Below are 16,097 nucleotides of genomic sequence, written 5' to 3'. Positions count from 1 at the left end.
CGCCGCCAGACGGCCGCCGAGCGGGCCGGTGCGCCGGCGCGCCGCCGTGACCGACGTGCCGTCCCAGGTCAGCTCACGGATCGCGGGCGCGGCGCGCTGCGCCGCGTTGAGCCCCTCCAGGGCGGCGGCGGGCGGCCGCCCGCCCCGGCGGACGTGGTCGATCGCGGCCGCCACGTGCTCCCGTACGGCGTGAACGGCCGCCACGTCGCCGGCGGTGAGCCGCTCCCACGTCCCTGTGTCCGGGGCGGGCGGGTCCTTGAGCCCCGAGCCGGCGAGCCGGTCGGACTGGAGGGCCAGCCAGGCGGCGAGGGCGTCCGGGGTCGCCAGCAGGTCGGCGGGGCCGTCGGCCAGCCGCGGGCGGGTGTTCACCAGGTCAAGGGCCAGCGGCTCACCCGTCAGGGGCACCACATCGCTCATGTCACTAATGGTACATCCTCGGATTGACGCATTAGCTTATGCTCCGCTACAACTAATGCATCATCCTGCTGAGGAGGCATGTGAAATGACGTTTCCCGTGGTCACCCGAGTCGTCCACCGCCGTGTCGACGTGGACGGCGTGGAGGTCTTCTACCGGGAATCGCTCCCCGAGCGGCCCGACGCGCCGGTGCTGCTGTTGCTGCACGGGTTCCCGTCCGCGTCACACCAGTTCCGGCGGCTGATCGACGTCCTGGGCGGCCGCTACCGGCTGATCGCGCCCGACTACCCCGGTTTCGGGCACACCCGCGCCCCCGAGGGCTTCGTCCACAGCTTCGACCGGCTGGCCGACATCACCGAGGGGTTCGTGCGCGAGCTCGGGTTGTCGCGGTTCGTCATGTACGTCTTCGACTTCGGCGCCCCCGTCGGCTTCCGCCTGGCCGAACGCCACCCCGAGTGGATCGCCGGGCTGGTCGTGCAGAACGGCAACGCCTACGAGGATGGCCTGTCGCAGGGCGCCCGCGCCTTCGTGGCGCTGCGGCCGGAGGTCGAGGGCGACGAGGAGACCGTACGCGGCCTGCTCACCCTGGAGGGGACGCGCGGCCAGTACGAGACGGGCGTCGGCGACCCCGAGCTGCTCTCCCCCGACGGCTGGACCCTCGACCAGCACTTCCTCGACCTGCCCGGACGCAAGGAGGCACAGGTGGCGCTGGCCTTCGACTACCACTCCAACGTGGAGCGCTACCCGGCCTGGCAGGCGTGGCTGCGCGAGCACACGCTCCCCCGCGCTCATCGTCTGGGGCCGCCACGACCCGTTCTTCCCCGAGCCCGGCGCCCACGCCTACCTGCGCGACCTGCCCGGCGCCGAGCTGCACGTGTTCGACACCGGGCACTTCGCCCTGGAGGAGAACCTGCCGGAGATCGCCCCGCTCATCGCGGCCTTCCTCGACCGCTCATGGACCTGACCGGCCGGGCACCCTGACCGGACATCGGCCAGGCCCCGTCGCCAAGCATCGGCCGGGCGCTCGCCGGGAACGGCCGTGCGCTCGCCGAGCATCGGCCGGGCGCCCTCGCCGGGGATCACTTGCGGCGGAACCGCCGTACGCCCCGTCCCTCATGCCAGGCGTCGATCACCACCTCGTCGCCCTCGACCCGGGTCCACGCCACCTCCGTCAGCTCGACCCGGAACAGGTGGGAGCCGGTGCCCGGCAGCTCGAACGCCGCCACCACCTTCTCGTCGGTGATCTCCACGGCCCTGCCCGCCAGCTTCACGTCCCCCTCCCACTCGGGTGCGGACCCCTCCCCCGCGGAGGACTCCGCCGCGGGGGGCTCGGGGGCGGGGGAGGTCGTGTGGATCGCCAGGCGCGGGTCGCGCCGCAGGTCGAGCGCCTTGACCGCCCCCGCCATCGACCCCAGCCACAGCTCGCCGTCGCGGAAGTCGGTCTCGGTGCCGCTGACCCGCGGCGAGCCGTCCCTGCGCAGCGTCGCCAGCACCTTGTGCCGGTACTTCTCCATCAGCGCCCGCGCGACCTTCGCCAGCTCGGGCGCCTGCCCCTCGAACTCCAGCCATGAAGCCATGCCGGCCATCATGCACGACCCCACCGACAGAATCCGCGCCGGCAGTTCGGCCCCACCCCGCCCGTGCCGCCGTCCCGGCTCCTCGCGCCGTTCCTGGAGCGGCTACTCGGCGGCGGCGGCGCGGTCGGCGACCGGGCGGCGGCGCAGACCGGCGTCCGTCAGCGCCCGCGGCCGCCACACCCCGTCCGCCTGGTAGAGGTCCGTGCCGGGCGGCACGATCGCGTCGATCCGGTCCAGCGTCTCGTCGTCCAGGGTCAGCGACGCCCCCTTGAGCAGCGACTCCAGCTGCTCCATCGTCCGCGGGCCGATGATCACCGAGGTGACGCCCGGATGCGCCACCGGGAAGGCCACCGCCAGCTCCGGCAGCGAGCAGCCGATGCTCTCGGCCACGGCCGTCAGCTCCTCGACGGCGTCGTACTTGGCCGCGTTGCCCGGGAGCGACGGGTCGAACCGGGCCGGCGTGCGAGCGGCCCGGCCCGTGGACAGGTCCACCGGCCGGCCCTTGCGGTACTTGCCGGTCAGGAAGCCCGAGGCCAGCGGCGACCAGGTCAGCACGCCCATGCCGTACTTCTGGCAGAGCGGCAGCACCGACGTCTCCACGCCCCGGCGCACCAGCGAGTACGGCGGCTGCTCCGTCCTGAACCGCATGAGGCCGCGCCGCTCGGCGACGTGGTGGGACTCGACGATCTCCTCGGCCGGGAACGTCGAGCAGCCGAACGCGCGGATCTTGCCCTCCCGCACCAGGTCGGTCAGCGCCCACAGCGTCTCCTCCAGGTCCGTCCGGTGGTCGAACCGGTGGACCTGGTAGAGGTCGATCCAGTCGGTGCCCAGGCGGCGCAGGCTGTTCTCGACCTCCTGGACGATCCAGCGGCGCGAGGCGCCCCCGCGGTTCGGGCCCTCCCCCATCGGGAAGTACACCTTGGTCGCCAGCACCGCGTCGTCGCGGCGGCCCTTCAGCGCCTTGCCGACGATCTCCTCGGACTCGCCCGCCGAGTACATGTCGGCGGTGTCGACGAAGTTCACGCCACGGTCGAGCGCGGCGTGCACGATGCGGACGCAGTCGTCGTGGTCGGGGTTGCCGGCGGCGCCGAACATCATGGCGCCGAGGCAGTGGACGCTCACCTCGATGCCGGTGCCCCCGAGAACGCGGTAACGCATGGACGTGCCCCCTGTGCGGTCGGACGGGTTCATCGGCCGCTCCGGGAGCGGCCGGGCCACGTCGCACGCTAGTCCCTGGAGTCGGCTCCAGGTCAACCCGGGCAGCTCACCGTCCGCCCATATGCGCGTCTCGCGTGAGGCGGCCGGGGTCAGCCGCGCCCGTACTTCTTGTGCACCGCCTGCTTGCTCACGCCGATCGCGTCGGCGATCTGCGCCCACGGGAGCCCGGCGACCCTGGCCCTGCGCACCTGGACCGCCTCCATGCGCTCGATCTCGTGGCGCAGCGCCGTGGTGGCCCGCAGCGCCAGCAGCGGGTCGTCGTCCTGCGCCTGCCGCATGAGGGTAGCCAGGTCGTTCGTCATGCCCCAACGGTAGACGAACGGGAGCGGGACCGATCCCGGGTCAGCCGTACATCTTCGCCAGCTCGGCGACCGCCTCTGCCATGAGCTCGCGCAGCTCCGGCGGCCCCAGCACCTCGACGGCGGCGCCCATGCGCAGCAGCAGCCAGCACGCGTGCCGGATCGACTCGACGGGGACGGTCATCGTGCGCCAGCCGTCGGCCTCGGGCGGGCCGCCCTCCTCCATGGCGGCGGCCACGGCCTCGCCGCCCAGGGTGTAGGCGAGCAGGCTCTCCGTGCCGGGAGCCACCCTGATGCGGGCCTCGGCGGTGTACATGCGCTCGCGGAACTCCTTGGCGTAGGCGTGCCAGAACCCGGCCAGGTCGAAGCCCTCGGGCCGCTCGAAGCGGTCGGGCAGCGTCTCCAGCGTCAGGACCCGCGAGACGCGGTAGGTGCGCGGCGTGCCGCCGGGCGGCGCGGCCACCAGGTACCAGGAGCCGCCCTTCAGGACCAGCCCGTACGGGTGGACGACGCGCTCGACCTCCTCGTTGCCCCACCGCCGGTAGGTCATCCGGATCGGCCGCAGCTCCCACACCGCCTCGGCCACCCCGCTCAGGTGGGGCGCCTCGTCCGGTCCCCGGTACCAGCCGGGCACGTCGAGCAGGAAGCGCTCGCGCATGCGGGAGGCGTACGAGCGGGGCTCGGGCGGCAGCGCGGCCAGCAGCTTCAGCTCCGCGTTGGCCGCCACCTCGGCCAGGCCCAGCTCGGCGGCCGGGCCGGGCAGGCCCGCGAGGAACAGCGAGGACGCCTCCTCGGCGGTCAGGCCGTTCAGGCGGGTGCGGTAGCCGTCGAGGAGCTGGTAGCCGCCGGCCGGTCCGCGGTCGGCGTAGACCGGCACGCCGGCGGCGGACAGCGCCTCGACGTCGCGGTAGACGGTGCGGACCGACACCTCCAGCTCGTCGGCCAGCTCGGTGGCGGTCATGCGCCCGCGCGTCTGCAGGAGCAGGAGGAGGGACAGGAGGCGGCTGGCGCGCATGCCGCCAGTCTAGGGACGGTCCGCCGGACGAGCCCCCTGCGGCGACGTCAGGAGAACTGCTGCCAGCCGAGCCGGAGCACCATGGCCGCGACGACGACCAGGAGCACGATCCGCACGAAGCCCGCACCGTTCCGCAGCGCCATGCGGGCGCCGACCTGCGCGCCGGCGACGTTGAACAGCGCCATGCCGAGCCCCAGGCCCCACAGCAGGTGCCCCTGCCAGGCGAAGACGAACAGCGCACCGAGGTTCGTCCCCGTGTTGATGATCTTGGCGGAGGCGGAGGCGGAGACGAAGTCCAGGCCGAGGATCGTGGTGAACGCGATGATGAGGAACGTGCCGGTGCCCGGGCCCATGATGCCGTCGTAGAAGGCGATCCCGACGCCGGCGACAGTCACGGCGGCCACGATCCGGCCCCGGGTGCGCAGGTGCGGCTGGGGCACGGAGCCGAGCGCGGGCCGTAACGTCACGAAGGCGGCCACGCCCAGCAGGACGACCATGACGAGCGGCCGCAGCACCTCGGCGGAGATCGCCGCCGCGGCGGAGGCGCCGAGACCTGCGCTGAGCACGGCGATCCCGGCTCCGGGCAGCGCCACCTCACGATCGAACTTGGTGGTGCGGGCGTAGGCCACGGCGGCCGAGGCGGTGCCGAACACGGAGGAGAGCTTGTTGGTGGCCATGGCCTGCACCGGCGGAACACCGGCCACCATGAGCGCCGGGAGTTGCAGCAGCCCGCCGCCGCCGACGACGGCGTCCACCCAGCCGGCGCCCGCCGCTGCCGCCAGCAACACCAGCACCTGTTCCAGTGGCACGCCACTCCCCCGACCGATTCGACCTGGATCAACCCAGTCGAGGGTATAGGTCGGGTTTAGATGGCTTTGCCCCACCCCGGAGCGGGGCGGGGACGGGGTGCGCGGCGTCAGGGAGCCGAAGGCCGCACGCCGGGCGCGCTCTCAGCCTTCGACCACCTCTTTGGCCTCACGGCCGTGAACGATGAGCGCGTAGAGGACGACGAGGTCCACCGTGATGACGACGAGCGACCACCAGGGATTGACGGCGATCCAGATGAGCTGGGTGACCGCGTTGAGCATGACGAGGACGACCGCGACGACGCGCGCCCACGTCTGGCCCGCCAGGAGTGTGGCGCCGACCACGACCAACAGGATCCCGAGCAGGAGATGCACCCATCCCCACCCCGTGAGATTGAACAGCAGCAGGCGCCGGGCCGTCGCCACGTAGAAGTCTCCGTTGAAGATGGCGTACAGGCCGGAGATCACGTTGAACAGGCCCGACATGAGGATCATGATGGCCGCGAACCACACCCAGCCCACCCACCCGGTGACGTGGTGCCGCGTTTGATAGGTCATGGCGAATCCCCCCGGAAAACGTCCTTCAGCCACACTCCGCACATGGCTGTACGGAGCGCATCATGTACCGACAGTAATGACATGGAAGCCTTCACGGCTCTTGTCGCGGTAAATGTTGTGGCTGGGAGATTTGGTGGGCTCTGACGCCTTCTCGCCTGGAAGGGGGGAGCAAGCGGTCAGGCGGGCGCCGAGCCGTCCACCAGGTCCGGGTCGAGCGGCGACTCCTCCTCGTCCACGGGCGCGGTGAGCGCGTGGTCGACCGTCGCGTGGATCCGCAGCACGTCGGCCGCGCCGGTGATCTCCAGCAGGCGGGCGGGCAAGGGACGCATCCCGGCCAGGTGGAGACTGCCGCCGGTGCCGCGGACGAAGGCGGCGGCGCTGATGAGCACGCGCAGCCCGGAGCTGGCCATGAAGGGCATCCCCCTCAGATCCAGCACCAGCCGCTCCCCCGGGGCGGGGCACGTCTCGCGGATGAAGTCCTCGAACTGGCCGGCGGTCGTGGCGTCCACCTCGCCGCGGACGTCGATCACGCTCGCCCCCCGCAGTCGCTGGGAGATGAGGGTCAGGGATGTCATCGATACCTCGCGCCGGGGGATCCGTCAGATGGTCAGGTGGAGCATGGCCAGCAGGCGGCGCATCTGCGCGGGAACCTCACTCACCGTCGCCGAGCCCTCGCGGACGAGGCCGAACAGGACACGCGCGCCGGAGACGTCGATGAAGGACAGCCTGGTCAGGTCGATCACCAGCCGGCCGCCGACCCGGCCGGCCTCACGCAGCACGCGCGCCAGCGTGGGGCTGTTGGTGCAGTCGACCTCACCGGCGAGCGTGACGACCGGGTAGCCGGGCGCCGCACCGGCGGTGACGCTCAGCAGCCCGTCGGCGTACAGCACCCGTTCGGTCACCGGAGTCTCACCACTGGAGAGCGGGGTGTCGCCTTTCAGCACGTCGTCGCCCCCTGTCATCAGAGTCCGGTTTGCCTCTCTCGCCTGATTCGCCGGTCGCCACGGCGGTTCTTGTAGACCCCAAGGGTAAGCGTGTATGAGAATACAGGAAAGTTTTTTCGCTATAAAATCTTCTCTGACAGTTCAGCCGGGCCCGGTACTCCGCCCGGGCCCACGGAGTGAGTTCTCATGGCCAAGCTCGACGGCGGTCAATCTCGTTGGACCTTCCTCACCAACCACGCACGCGTGCTGCTGGAGATCGCGCGCAACCCCGAGGTGCGCGTCCGTGAGATCGCCGCGGCGATCGGGATCACCGAGCGGACCGCGCAGGGCATCGTCACGGACCTCAAGGAGGCGGGGTACCTCGACCCCGTCCGGGTGGGCCGGCGCAACCACTACACCATCAACGCCGGCCGGCGCTTCCGGCACCACACGGAGGCGGACATGCCGGTGCAGGCGCTGATCGACATGTTCACCCACCGCGACCACGGCGGCGCCCCCTCCTGACGGAGTCCGTCGACCGGCGGGCATGGGTGAAGCGCGCACGGGTAGCGGCGGCGGCATGGCCTCGACACGATCCGCAGGGCTGGTGCTCGGGCTGGGCATCGGCGGCTTCATCGACGGCATCGTCCTGCACCAGCTCCTGCAGTGGCACCACATGCTGTCCGGCTGGTATCCGGCCGACGCGCGCGTGAACATGCTGGCCGACGGCCTGTTCCACCTGCTCTGCCTCGTCCTCGTCGTCGCCGGGGTGGCGCTGCTGGCGCGGGCCGCGCCGGTGGCCGGACGAGAGCTGACCGGGTGGGTGGTGGCCGGGTGGGGCGCCTTCAACCTGGTCGAGGGCGTGGTCGACCACCTGGTGCTGGGCGTGCACCACGTGCGGCACGGGCCGTACCAGCTCGCCTGGGACCTGGCGTTCCTGGCGCTCGGCACGCTGCTCGTGGTGGCCGGCGTGCTGGTCGCCCGTTCCGGTCGCGCGGCGCCCGCCCGCACGGCGGCGGGCCGTACGGGCGGGGCGTGACCTCGGGACGGGTCAGGCGGCGGTCGTGAAGCGGACCGGCATGTGCTTGATGCCGTTGATGAAGTCGGAGCGCATCCGCCTGACCGGCCCGGCGTGCTCGGCCGCCGGGAAGCGGCGCAGCAGCTCCCTGATCATGCAGGTGATCTGCAGCCGGGCCAGGTTGGCGCCCAGGCAGAAGTGCGGGCCGCCGCCGCCGAACGTCACGTGGTCGTTGGGGTCGCGGCGGATGTCGAAGGTGTACGGGTCGGCGAAGACGGTCTCGTCGTGGTTGGCCGACATGTAGAACGTGACGACCTTCTCCCCCTCGGCGATCCGCCGGCCGTGCAGCTCGGTGTCGCACGTGGCCGTGCGCCGGAAGTTGTGGATGGAGGACCCCCAGCGCAGGAACTCCTCGGTGGCGGTGCGCCACAGCCTCTCGTCGTCCAGGTGGCCGGCCAGCTCCCGGTAGCTGCCGGGGTGCTCGATGAGGGCGTTCATGGCGTGCGCGATGAGGTTGCGGGTGGTCTCGTTGCCGGCGACGCACAGGATCACGAAGAACGCGTCGATCTCCTCCCTGGTCAGCCGGTCGCCGTCGATCTCGGCCTGGACCAGGTGGGTGAGGATGTCGTCGCGGGGGTTCTTGCGCCGCTCGTCGACCAGGCCGTCGCAGTAGCCGAAGATCTCGGCGGCGGCGATCTCGCCGTCCTCGGGGGTGGTGCGGAAGTCGGGGTCCTGGAAGCCGACCATGCGGTTGGACCACTCGAAGATCTTCGCGTGGTCCTCCTCGGGGACGCCGACGAGGTCGCAGATCATCTGCAGCGGCAGGTACTCGGCGACGTCGGTGACGAACTCGACCTCGCCCCCCTTGTCGAGGACGGAGTCGGCGATGCGCTCGGCGCGGCGCCGCACCTGGTCCTTGAGCCGGGCGATGGTGCGCGGGGTGAAGCCGGCGCTGACCAGGCGGCGGTAGCGGGTCTGCTTGGGCGGGTCCATGTTGAGCAGCATGAGGCCGGCGACCTCGATGAACTCCGGCGTCTGGGTGCGGATGAACGCCGTGCCGATCTCGGTGGACCAGGTCCGGGTGTCGCGGCTGATCGCCTTGACGTCGTGGTAGCGGGTGACGGCCCAGAAGCCGGTGTCGTCGGGGACCTCGTGCCAGTGGACGGGGGCGTTGCGGCGGAGATAGGCCAGCTGGTCGTGCGGCACCGCTTGTTCCCAGGTGTCCTCGAGCAGGTTGATCCGCATGGGTGCTCCCCTTTCGGCGCGAGTCGGGAGAGGGCGGGGGCCCGTTCTGGTGATCCGTTCTGGTGTGCCGGGTCGTACGGGTGCGGGAGGGCGGGGGTGGCGTCAGCCGTCGGGCAGGCCGAGCAGGTCGCGCAGGCTCTCGACGACGGCCCGCGTCCCGACCGCCGGCGGGTCGAGCCGGTGCTGCACCGCGCAGCCGATCAGCACCCCGAGCACGGCCGTGGCCGTGTGCTCGGGCGAGCGCCGCAGGGGCACCCCCGCCGTGTCGGCCCAGTCGGCCAGCCCCTCGGCCAGCCGGGCGCGGATGCCGGCGTACCTGCGGGCGAGGGGCTCGCCGATCTCGGGATCGCGCGCGCCGTGCAGCCACAGCTCCATCTCCAGCAGGAGCCATGACGCACCGCGATCACCGTCGTCGCGGGTGAGCACCTCGAACAGGGCCGCCAGCCGCTCGTCGAGCTCGGTGACGTCCTCGAAACCGGACAGCAGCTCGGCGGCCGTCTGGTCCTTCCACACCTCCAGCAGGGCCAGCAGCAAACCCTCCTTGCCGCCGAAGTGGTTGTAGAGGGCGCCGGTGGTGCGGTCGGCCGCCTCGGCCACGGCCTCGGCGGAGACGGCGTGGAAGCCCTTGCGGGCGAACAGGTCGGCCGCCGCGTCGATCAGCCGGGCGCGCGTCTCGGCCCGCCGCTGGTCCTGCGTACGGGCCACGACCGCCTCCCGGCTGATATCGGGTTCCCTACATATGTCTATGACTTGATATATCCCCCAACCGAGCGCTCGGTCAAGGAACGGGACGACCAGTGCGTCAGGCGGCGCAGGCCGTACTCGACGGGCCCGTAGCGGTGGCGGCGCAGCCAGAGGGCGCTCAGCGCCAGCAGCACGGCGTGGACGGCGACGGCCACCCCCATGACCGCGACGGGCGTCAGCCGCCCGCCGAGCGCCAGGCCGTACCCGGTGAAGACGAGGGCGATCAGCAGCGACTGGCCGAGGTAGTTGGAGGCGGCCATCCGGCCGGCGGGCGTCAGCACGCGGGCCACGGCGGGGTAGCGGCGCACGACCCGCAGGAGGGTGGCGACGTAGGCGGCGGCCAGGAGCAGCGAGGTGAGGGTGTTCACGGCCGTGCCCGCCAGCTCGGCGGCGCCCCCGCGGGGCAGGCTCCAGGCGTACAGGACGCCACCGGGCAGACCGGCGCCGAAGCCGACGACCTGCACGCGGCGCAGCAGGCGCGTACGCGCGCCGAGCCCCTCCAGCAACCGCGTCCTGCCCGCCGCCAGCCCGAACAGGAACATGGCCAGCGCCGTCGGCCCCTGGAACAGCCAGACCATGCCGGCGACCGGCGGGTACAGGCCGAGCTGCAGCCGCAGGAAGTCCAGCGGCCCGCCGGTGGCCATGGCCAGCACCCGGGCGGCCTCGGCGGGGTCGGACGTCTCCGGCGGGACGGAGGCCGGGGCGAGCGCGGCCACCGCCGCCAGCGCCAGCCACAGCAGGGTGAGCGCGCCGATGATCGCCGCCCCGGTGATGACGGCCGTCCTCGGGCGCAGGCGGCGCAGGGCCAGCAGGGCCACGCCGAGCAGCGCGTACAGGGTGAGGATGTCGCCGACCCACAGCAGGAACCCGTGCGCGACGCCGATGAGGAACAGCCCCAGGCAGCGGCGCAGGGTGCGCGCCCGCACGCTCGCCCCCGCGCGCTCGGCGGCCCGCATCTGGAGCGTGAAGGAGTAGCCGAACAGGAACGAGAAGATCACGTAGAACTTGGTGAGGACGAGGGCGGCGATCGCGGAGGCGACGGGCCCGTCCGTGATCGGCATGGCGCCGGACACGGCGTGGCCGGGGTCGGCGAGGAAGCCGATGTTGGCCACGAGGATGCCCGCCAGGGCGAACCCGCGCACCGCGTCCACCTCGTGGACCCGCCCGGCGGGGCCGGCGGGGGTGGGGAGCTGCGTCATGCCGCGACGCTAGGCCGGGCACGACGGCCGCCGCATCGAACCTTGGTCGGCCGGAACCCCCACCAAAGACGCGCGACCGGCACCCGAGCCGGCACGAACAAGGAGGGGCGCGCCGGGGCGGCCGGGATCGTTGGGATCGGGACCCCGGTGCCGTACGGTGATCGGCATGCGGGTCCGCACGGGCGGCCACGGAGGGGCTGCCGTCCGTGACGGCGCGCTGGTCCCGCCTCCATACCACCGTGATAGGTGGCCTTTGACGACTAGCCGGATCCACCCCAGTCGATACTTTGACAGCACCCCCCACAAAGGAGTGCACATGTGGAGTAAGCGCATGGGCCTGGTCGGCGTCACCATCGTCGCCGCCTGCCTGGCCACCCCCCTCACCCCCGCGGTCGCCGCCCCCACTCCTCCCGGCGACGAGGCTCCACGCGAGGTGGTCGACGCCCTCCAGCGGGACCTCGGCCTCTCCGAGCAGCAGGCGATCACGCGCCTGGCCAACGAGCAGCGCGCCGCGGCCACCGAGGCCCGGCTCAGCTCCTCACTCGGCCCCACGTACGGCGGCTCGTGGCTCAACGCGGACGCCTCCGTGCTCATGGTGGCCACCACCGACCCGGCGGCCCGGGCCTCGATCGAGGCGCAGGGCGCGCAGCCCGTCCTGGTGCCGCGCTCGCTGGCACAGCTCACCACCGTCAAGGACCAGCTCGACCGGGCCGCCACCGGCACCAGGGCCAACCTCTGGTACGTCGACGTGGTGACCAACTCCGTCGTCGTCGTCGCCGCCGACCAGCGGACCGGCGAGCGGCTGGCCGCCAAGGCGGGCGCCGAGCCCGGCGTCGTCAAGGTGCAGGTCAGCAACGAGACCCCGCAGCCGTTCATCAACATCGTCGGCGGCGCCCCGTACTACATCGGCTCCAGCCGGTGCAGCGTCGGCTTCTCGGTGACCCGCGGCAGCACCCCCGGCTTCGTCACCGCCGGGCACTGCGGCCGGGCCGGCAACACCACCACCAACCCGACGGGCACCTTCCAGGGCTCCTCGTTCCCGGGCAACGACTACGCCTGGGTCGCCGCCCCCGGCAACACCCCGACGCCGTACGTGCGCGGCTCCGGCGGCGCCAACGTGACCGTGCGGGGCTCCACGCAGGCCTCGGTCGGCGCGTCGATCTGCCGCTCCGGATCCACCACCGGCTGGCGCTGTGGCACCATCCAGCAGCACAACGCCACCGTGCGCTACTCGCAGGGCACGGTCACCGGGCTCACCCGCACCAGCGCGTGCGCCGAGCCGGGCGACTCGGGCGGCTCGTTCATCTCGGGCAGCCAGGCGCAGGGCACGACCTCCGGCGGGTCCGGCAACTGCTCGGTCGGTGGCACGACCTACCACCAGCCGGTCAACGAGGCTCTGTCGGCGTACGGGCTGACGCTCACGGTCGGGTAGCCCCCGGCGGGACGTTCTCACGGATGACACGGCGTGCCCGGGTGCTCCTCACCCGGGCACGCTTTCCTGTCGTTCACGGGCGGCCGGCGGACCGGCGCTCGCGGTAGGCCCGCTGGCGGCAGGCCGGCGAGCAGTACGCGCGGGGCCGCCCCGAGGCGGGCCGTTCGACCGGCGTGCCGCACATCTGACACATCGGAGATTCGTCACGAGTTTCGTAACACTCCTGCTCCTTCGATCGCTGCCGGACGAGCACCTCGATCCCGTCGAGCAGCCGCGCCAGGCCGAACGAGAAGGAGTCCTCGGGGTGGTCATAGCCGCCCTCCTCCCACAGCCGGGAGATCGTCGGATAGCGGTCGAACCGCTCGAACAGCGACTGGCGCGCCCCCCACCACTCCTCCTCACTGACGCCGCTGCTGCGCTCGACCTCGGCGGCCTCCATGAGCACGAGGGCCTCGGCGTCGACGAACCGGCCGACGAGCCCGACCACGGCGAGCACCTCCGGGGGGGTGAGGCCGGTCCCGGCGACGGCGCTCAGCATGTGCTCGAAGTGGGCGACGGCGTTGGGGCCGGGCACGTGGCGGACGCCGCGCGCCTCGCCCAGCCAGGGGTGGCGCCTGCGGACCTCCCAGCCCTGGCGCGCGCACGCCTCCAGCCGCTCCCGCCACCCACCCCTGTCCCCACCGCCGCCCTCCGGCTCGGCGGGCGGCTCGGCGAGCTCGCCGAGGACGGCGTCGCGCATGAGGTCGACGAGCTGGTCGCGGCCGGGCACGTGCCGGTAGAGCGACATGGTGGTGAACCCGAGCCGGTCGGCCACCTTGCGCATGGACAGCCCGGACAGTCCCTCGGCGTCGGCCAGCTCGACGGCCGCGCGCACGATCCGGTCCAGGTCGAGACCCTGCCTGCCCCCCCGGGCTCGACCGTCGCCCGCGTCCCGCCACAGGAGCTCCACGCCCCGCCGGGGATCTTCCGCCTCGCCTCGCGCCACCATGTTTATGGTATACACCTTGTGTACGCCATAAACATCACTAGGGAAGGCCTGTTCATGACTGAGATCTTCGTTGCCCCCGGCGGGGACGACTCCGGCCCGGGGACGCGCGAGCGGCCGTTCGCCACGCTGGACAAGGCCCGCCTGGCTGCCCGCGCGGCCACCGGCCAGGTGCTCGTACAGCTCCGCGCCGGCACGTACACGCTGGCCGAGCCGCTGGAGCTGACCGCGGCCGACTCCGGGCGCGACGGTGACCGGGTCGTCTACCAGGCCCACGGGTACGGCACCCCGGACCAGGAGGAGGTGGTCCTGAGCGGAGGGCGCCGCGTGGCCGTACGGGAGGAGCCCGGCGGAGTGTGGGCGGCCGGCGTCGGCGACCTGGAGCCCCGCCAGCTCTACGCCGCGGGCCGCCGGGCCGAGCGCGCCTCGATCGACGGCCTGCCCGGCGCTGCCGCCATGACCTGCACCGGCTACACCACCGACAGCCCCGAGCCGCTGCGCTGGAGCAGCCCGGGAGACGTGGAGTTCGTCCACCGGGGCGTCTACCCGTGGTCCGAGGCCCGCTGCGGTGTCGCCGCCGTCACCGCCGAGGACGGCACGACGGTCATCACCATGGCGCAGCCCGGATTCGGCCGCGCCCTTGAGCTGTACAACTCCACCTGGCAGGGCCAGACCTCGCGCGGCCCCGGCCTGCCCACCCGGATCGAGAACGACGCGGCGTTCCTCACGCTCCCCGGCACGTTCGCGCTGGACCGCTCACGGCCCGGCGGGCACGTCGTCCGCTACCTGCCCCGCCCGGGCGAGCGGCCCGAGGACATCGTCGTCCCCGCGCTGGAGACACTGCTGCGGGTCACCGGAGCGCGGGACGTGTCGCTGCGCGGGCTGACCTTCGCCGAGGCCGGCTGGTCGCGTCCCGGCGGCCCGGAGGGGTTCCTCCACTACCACGGTAGCGGCTTCTACGAGGGCGGGCCGGTCGACACGGTGTCGCTGGGCGAGGGGGTCGGCTCGGTGACCGTGCCCCGCGCGTCCACCACGATCCCGGCGTGCGTGGTGCTCGACGGCGTCGCACGGGTGACGGTCGAGGGCTGCCGCTTCACCCGGCTCGGCGCCACCGGCCTCGGCCTGTACGACGGGGCGGACGTCACGGTGCGCGGCTGCGACTTCGACACGCTGGCCGCCGGGGCCGTCACGGTGACGCGGACCCTGGACGCGCTGGTCGAGGACAACTGGATCCACCATGTCGGCCTCGACTTCCCCGGCTCCCCCGGCATCGCCCTGCTGGGCACCACGGGGTGCGCGGTCACCCGCAACCACGTCGCCGAGGTCCCGCACTGCGGCATCGTCGCCGGGCCCGGCCGCGGCACCCGGATCGTGGGCAACCTCACCACCGGCACGATGAGCGCGCTGGCCGACGGGGGCGGCGTCTATCTGTCGGGCCCCCAGGGCGACTCGGCCGGGAACGGCGCGGTGGTCCGGGGCAACGTCATCTCGGACACGCGCACGCCGTACAACTTCGGGCTGTACGCCGATTACGGGGCGGCGTGGGTCACTCTCGAGGACAACGTGGTGGAGCGGGCCGACACCACGGCCATCCTGCACGTGTCGCCGCCGCTGGAGCACGTCGTGTACCGGGGCAACTTCTGGGACGCCGACCCGCTCGGCGCCGACGCGCCGCCGCCGGGGGTTACGTACGAGGGCAACACCACGCTCGCCGACGAGGCGGAGCTGCTGGCCGCCACGGCGGCGATCCGCTCCCGCGCCGGCCTCCTGCGCCCTCGCCGCGGCATGCGGCCGGTCTCCCCGGCCGAGACGGCCCCCGCCTCCTGACGGGCGACTAGGTCGGCGGATGTTCACGGTACGGCGGCGGGACGAGGGGCGAGAGCGCCTGCTGCAGGAGGTGCGCGAGAGCGACGCCGCCACGGCCGACCGCCTGGAGGGCTTCCTGCCGGCCCTCTCGGAGCCCGGCCGGCCCCGAGATCACAAGGTGGTCTGCAGGACCGGACGGCCGAGGACGCCCGGGTCGGCCGTGAACACCGACCCGGCCGCGGGCTGCTCCATCCGGTCCACGCCCCGGGCCGAGCTGGTGACGAACAGCCGGTCCAGCCCCTCCCCGCCGAACGTCACCGCCGTCACCTGACTCACCGGCAGCGCCACGACCGCCTCCAGCTTCCCGTCGGGACCGTAGCGGTGGACCGCGCCGCCGCCCCACAGCGCCACCCACACCCCGCCCTCGGCGTCCACGGTCAGCCCGTCGGGGGCACCCCGCTCCGGGTCCACGGACACGAACGGCCGCCGCTCCCACAGCCCCCGCCCCGGCTCGTAGTCGAACACGTCCACCCGCCCGGTCGGGGTGTCGGCGTAGTAGGCGAGCAACCCGTCCGGGCTGAAGTCGAACCCGTTGGAGATCGTCACGCCCGGCACCTCCACGCGCAGCGTCCCGTCGGGCTCGGCGATGTACAGGTCACCGGCTCCCGGCGTCTCGTCGTAGGCCATGGTGCCGATGTAGAAACGGCCGTCGGGGTCGCAGCCGCCGTCGTTCATGCGGACGCCCGGATCGCTCCACGCCTCCCCCAGCGAGCGCAGCGGCGCGTCCAGGTCGTCGGCGTCGGCCAGCAGGAGCTCGCGCTCGGCCGCCACCACGTAGCCGCCGGCGGCGCGCGGCC

At 72.8% G+C, this 16,097-nt stretch carries 18 protein-coding genes and 2 pseudogenes; 6 read left to right on the top strand and 14 right to left on the bottom strand.

Annotation, left to right across the window (positions count from 1 at the left end):
• Nucleotides 1-417 (bottom strand): ABATE domain-containing protein (locus ABZS51_RS39530; protein ID WP_355452564.1); only part of this gene is annotated, 417 nt, incomplete at its 3' end.
• On the opposite strand from ABZS51_RS39530, the pseudogene ABZS51_RS39525 reads away from it, so the two are divergent.
• Nucleotides 416-1,195: pseudogene (locus ABZS51_RS39525) on the top strand (alpha/beta fold hydrolase); the annotation flags it as partial. The gene ABZS51_RS39530 and the pseudogene ABZS51_RS39525 overlap by 2 nt on opposite strands.
• Nucleotides 1,179-1,379, top strand: a pseudogene (locus tag ABZS51_RS39520) (alpha/beta hydrolase); the annotation flags it as partial. The pseudogenes ABZS51_RS39525 and ABZS51_RS39520, both read left to right, overlap by 17 nt.
• 115 nt (nucleotides 1,380-1,494) lie before the next feature.
• On the opposite strand, the gene ABZS51_RS39515 reads toward ABZS51_RS39520, so the two are convergent.
• The 8 genes from ABZS51_RS39515 to ABZS51_RS39480 all read right to left on the bottom strand — a co-directional run bounded on the left by ABZS51_RS39515 (nucleotide 1,495) and on the right by ABZS51_RS39480 (nucleotide 6,832).
• Nucleotides 1,495-1,992, bottom strand: coding sequence for a pyridoxamine 5'-phosphate oxidase family protein (locus tag ABZS51_RS39515; RefSeq protein WP_355452561.1), 498 nt, complete (start codon nucleotides 1,990-1,992; stop codon nucleotides 1,495-1,497).
• 102 nt (nucleotides 1,993-2,094) lie between these two features.
• The gene (locus ABZS51_RS39510) at nucleotides 2,095-3,150 is read right to left on the bottom strand and encodes an aldo/keto reductase (protein WP_355452558.1); all 1,056 of its coding nucleotides are present in this window, start codon (nucleotides 3,148-3,150) and stop codon (nucleotides 2,095-2,097) included.
• Between the two features lie 149 nt (nucleotides 3,151-3,299).
• The gene (locus ABZS51_RS39505) at nucleotides 3,300-3,512 is read right to left on the bottom strand and encodes a hypothetical protein (RefSeq protein ID WP_310717373.1); all 213 of its coding nucleotides are present in this window, start codon (nucleotides 3,510-3,512) and stop codon (nucleotides 3,300-3,302) included.
• A gap of 40 nt (nucleotides 3,513-3,552) precedes the next feature.
• A complete protein-coding gene (locus ABZS51_RS39500) occupies nucleotides 3,553-4,524 on the bottom strand; it encodes a YafY family protein (protein ID WP_355452556.1) in 972 nt (323 codons plus the stop codon).
• Nucleotides 4,525-4,571: 47 nt separating this feature from the next.
• Nucleotides 4,572-5,333 carry a TSUP family transporter gene (locus ABZS51_RS39495; RefSeq protein ID WP_355452553.1) on the bottom strand — a complete coding sequence of 254 codons (762 nt, stop codon included), beginning with the start codon at nucleotides 5,331-5,333 and terminating at the stop codon, nucleotides 4,572-4,574.
• 141 nt (nucleotides 5,334-5,474) lie between these two features.
• Entirely contained in the window at nucleotides 5,475-5,888 is a 414-nt protein-coding gene (locus ABZS51_RS39490; protein WP_355452550.1) for a hypothetical protein, read from the bottom strand.
• 176 nt (nucleotides 5,889-6,064) lie between these two features.
• Nucleotides 6,065-6,463, bottom strand: a complete 399-nt coding sequence (locus ABZS51_RS39485; RefSeq protein WP_355452547.1) for an STAS domain-containing protein — start codon at nucleotides 6,461-6,463, stop codon at nucleotides 6,065-6,067.
• A gap of 24 nt (nucleotides 6,464-6,487) precedes the next feature.
• Nucleotides 6,488-6,832: an STAS domain-containing protein gene (locus ABZS51_RS39480; protein ID WP_355452544.1), complete on the bottom strand. Its 345-nt coding sequence runs from the start codon at nucleotides 6,830-6,832 to the stop codon at nucleotides 6,488-6,490.
• Between the two features lie 186 nt (nucleotides 6,833-7,018).
• On the opposite strand from ABZS51_RS39480, the gene ABZS51_RS39475 reads away from it, so the two are divergent.
• Both ABZS51_RS39475 and ABZS51_RS39470 read left to right on the top strand, forming a co-directional pair.
• Complete coding sequence (locus ABZS51_RS39475) at nucleotides 7,019-7,336, top strand: helix-turn-helix domain-containing protein (RefSeq protein WP_355452541.1); 318 nt, start codon at nucleotides 7,019-7,021, stop codon at nucleotides 7,334-7,336.
• A gap of 55 nt (nucleotides 7,337-7,391) precedes the next feature.
• Nucleotides 7,392-7,850 carry a DUF2243 domain-containing protein gene (locus tag ABZS51_RS39470; protein ID WP_355452539.1) on the top strand — a complete coding sequence of 153 codons (459 nt, stop codon included), beginning with the start codon at nucleotides 7,392-7,394 and terminating at the stop codon, nucleotides 7,848-7,850.
• Nucleotides 7,851-7,862: 12 nt separating this feature from the next.
• Here the strand turns inward: ABZS51_RS39470 and ABZS51_RS39465 are convergent, their stop codons facing one another.
• The 3 genes from ABZS51_RS39465 to ABZS51_RS39455 form a co-directional block, all read right to left on the bottom strand.
• Nucleotides 7,863-9,074 (bottom strand): cytochrome P450, encoded by a 1,212-nt coding sequence (locus ABZS51_RS39465; RefSeq protein WP_355452536.1) that lies wholly within the window; start codon nucleotides 9,072-9,074, stop codon nucleotides 7,863-7,865.
• A 102-nt stretch (nucleotides 9,075-9,176) separates the two neighbouring features.
• Complete coding sequence (locus ABZS51_RS39460; protein ID WP_310717382.1) at nucleotides 9,177-9,779, bottom strand: TetR/AcrR family transcriptional regulator; 603 nt, start codon at nucleotides 9,777-9,779, stop codon at nucleotides 9,177-9,179.
• Between the two features lie 38 nt (nucleotides 9,780-9,817).
• Complete coding sequence (locus ABZS51_RS39455; protein WP_355452533.1) at nucleotides 9,818-11,017, bottom strand: DUF418 domain-containing protein; 1,200 nt, start codon at nucleotides 11,015-11,017, stop codon at nucleotides 9,818-9,820.
• Between the two features lie 316 nt (nucleotides 11,018-11,333).
• Here ABZS51_RS39455 and ABZS51_RS39450 point away from each other — a divergent pair, with 316 nt between their 5' ends.
• Nucleotides 11,334-12,449, top strand: coding sequence for a S1 family peptidase (locus ABZS51_RS39450; protein WP_355452530.1), 1,116 nt, complete (start codon nucleotides 11,334-11,336; stop codon nucleotides 12,447-12,449).
• Between the two features lie 73 nt (nucleotides 12,450-12,522).
• Here ABZS51_RS39450 and ABZS51_RS39445 read toward each other — a convergent pair whose 3' ends face one another.
• Nucleotides 12,523-13,437, bottom strand: a complete 915-nt coding sequence (locus ABZS51_RS39445; RefSeq protein WP_355452527.1) for a TetR/AcrR family transcriptional regulator — start codon at nucleotides 13,435-13,437, stop codon at nucleotides 12,523-12,525.
• Between the two features lie 54 nt (nucleotides 13,438-13,491).
• On the opposite strand from ABZS51_RS39445, the gene ABZS51_RS39440 reads away from it, so the two are divergent.
• Nucleotides 13,492-15,261, top strand: coding sequence for a right-handed parallel beta-helix repeat-containing protein (locus ABZS51_RS39440; RefSeq protein ID WP_355452524.1), 1,770 nt, complete (start codon nucleotides 13,492-13,494; stop codon nucleotides 15,259-15,261).
• Between the two features lie 150 nt (nucleotides 15,262-15,411).
• Here the strand turns inward: ABZS51_RS39440 and ABZS51_RS39435 are convergent.
• Nucleotides 15,412-16,097: SMP-30/gluconolactonase/LRE family protein (locus ABZS51_RS39435; RefSeq protein WP_355452521.1), on the bottom strand; the 686-nt coding region annotated here is incomplete at its 5' end.

Origin of the sequence: Nonomuraea sp. NPDC005501 (assembly GCF_040605905.1) — a bacterium.
Taxonomy (GTDB): domain Bacteria; phylum Actinomycetota; class Actinomycetes; order Streptosporangiales; family Streptosporangiaceae; genus Nonomuraea.
This window is presented reverse-complemented; position numbering and strand designations above follow the sequence as displayed.

Excerpts from the sequence above, each read along its gene's own strand:
- ABZS51_RS39490 (WP_355452550.1), bottom strand. The coding sequence starts at position 5,888 with ATGACCTATCAAACGCGGCACCACGTCACCGGGTGGGTGGGCTGGGTG.
- ABZS51_RS39445 (WP_355452527.1), bottom strand. The coding sequence starts at position 13,437 with ATGGTGGCGCGAGGCGAGGCGGAAGATCCCCGGCGGGGCGTGGAGCTC.
- ABZS51_RS39500 (WP_355452556.1), bottom strand. The coding sequence starts at position 4,524 with ATGCGCGCCAGCCGCCTCCTGTCCCTCCTCCTGCTCCTGCAGACGCGC.
- ABZS51_RS39470 (WP_355452539.1), top strand. The coding sequence starts at position 7,392 with ATGGCCTCGACACGATCCGCAGGGCTGGTGCTCGGGCTGGGCATCGGC.
- ABZS51_RS39450 (WP_355452530.1), top strand. The coding sequence starts at position 11,334 with ATGTGGAGTAAGCGCATGGGCCTGGTCGGCGTCACCATCGTCGCCGCC.
- ABZS51_RS39455 (WP_355452533.1), bottom strand. The coding sequence starts at position 11,017 with ATGACGCAGCTCCCCACCCCCGCCGGCCCCGCCGGGCGGGTCCACGAG.
- ABZS51_RS39475 (WP_355452541.1), top strand. The coding sequence starts at position 7,019 with ATGGCCAAGCTCGACGGCGGTCAATCTCGTTGGACCTTCCTCACCAAC.
- ABZS51_RS39440 (WP_355452524.1), top strand. The coding sequence starts at position 13,492 with ATGACTGAGATCTTCGTTGCCCCCGGCGGGGACGACTCCGGCCCGGGG.
- ABZS51_RS39465 (WP_355452536.1), bottom strand. The coding sequence starts at position 9,074 with ATGCGGATCAACCTGCTCGAGGACACCTGGGAACAAGCGGTGCCGCAC.
- ABZS51_RS39485 (WP_355452547.1), bottom strand. The coding sequence starts at position 6,463 with ATGACATCCCTGACCCTCATCTCCCAGCGACTGCGGGGGGCGAGCGTG.
- ABZS51_RS39510 (WP_355452558.1), bottom strand. The coding sequence starts at position 3,150 with ATGCGTTACCGCGTTCTCGGGGGCACCGGCATCGAGGTGAGCGTCCAC.
- ABZS51_RS39515 (WP_355452561.1), bottom strand. The coding sequence starts at position 1,992 with ATGGCTTCATGGCTGGAGTTCGAGGGGCAGGCGCCCGAGCTGGCGAAG.
- ABZS51_RS39505 (WP_310717373.1), bottom strand. The coding sequence starts at position 3,512 with ATGACGAACGACCTGGCTACCCTCATGCGGCAGGCGCAGGACGACGAC.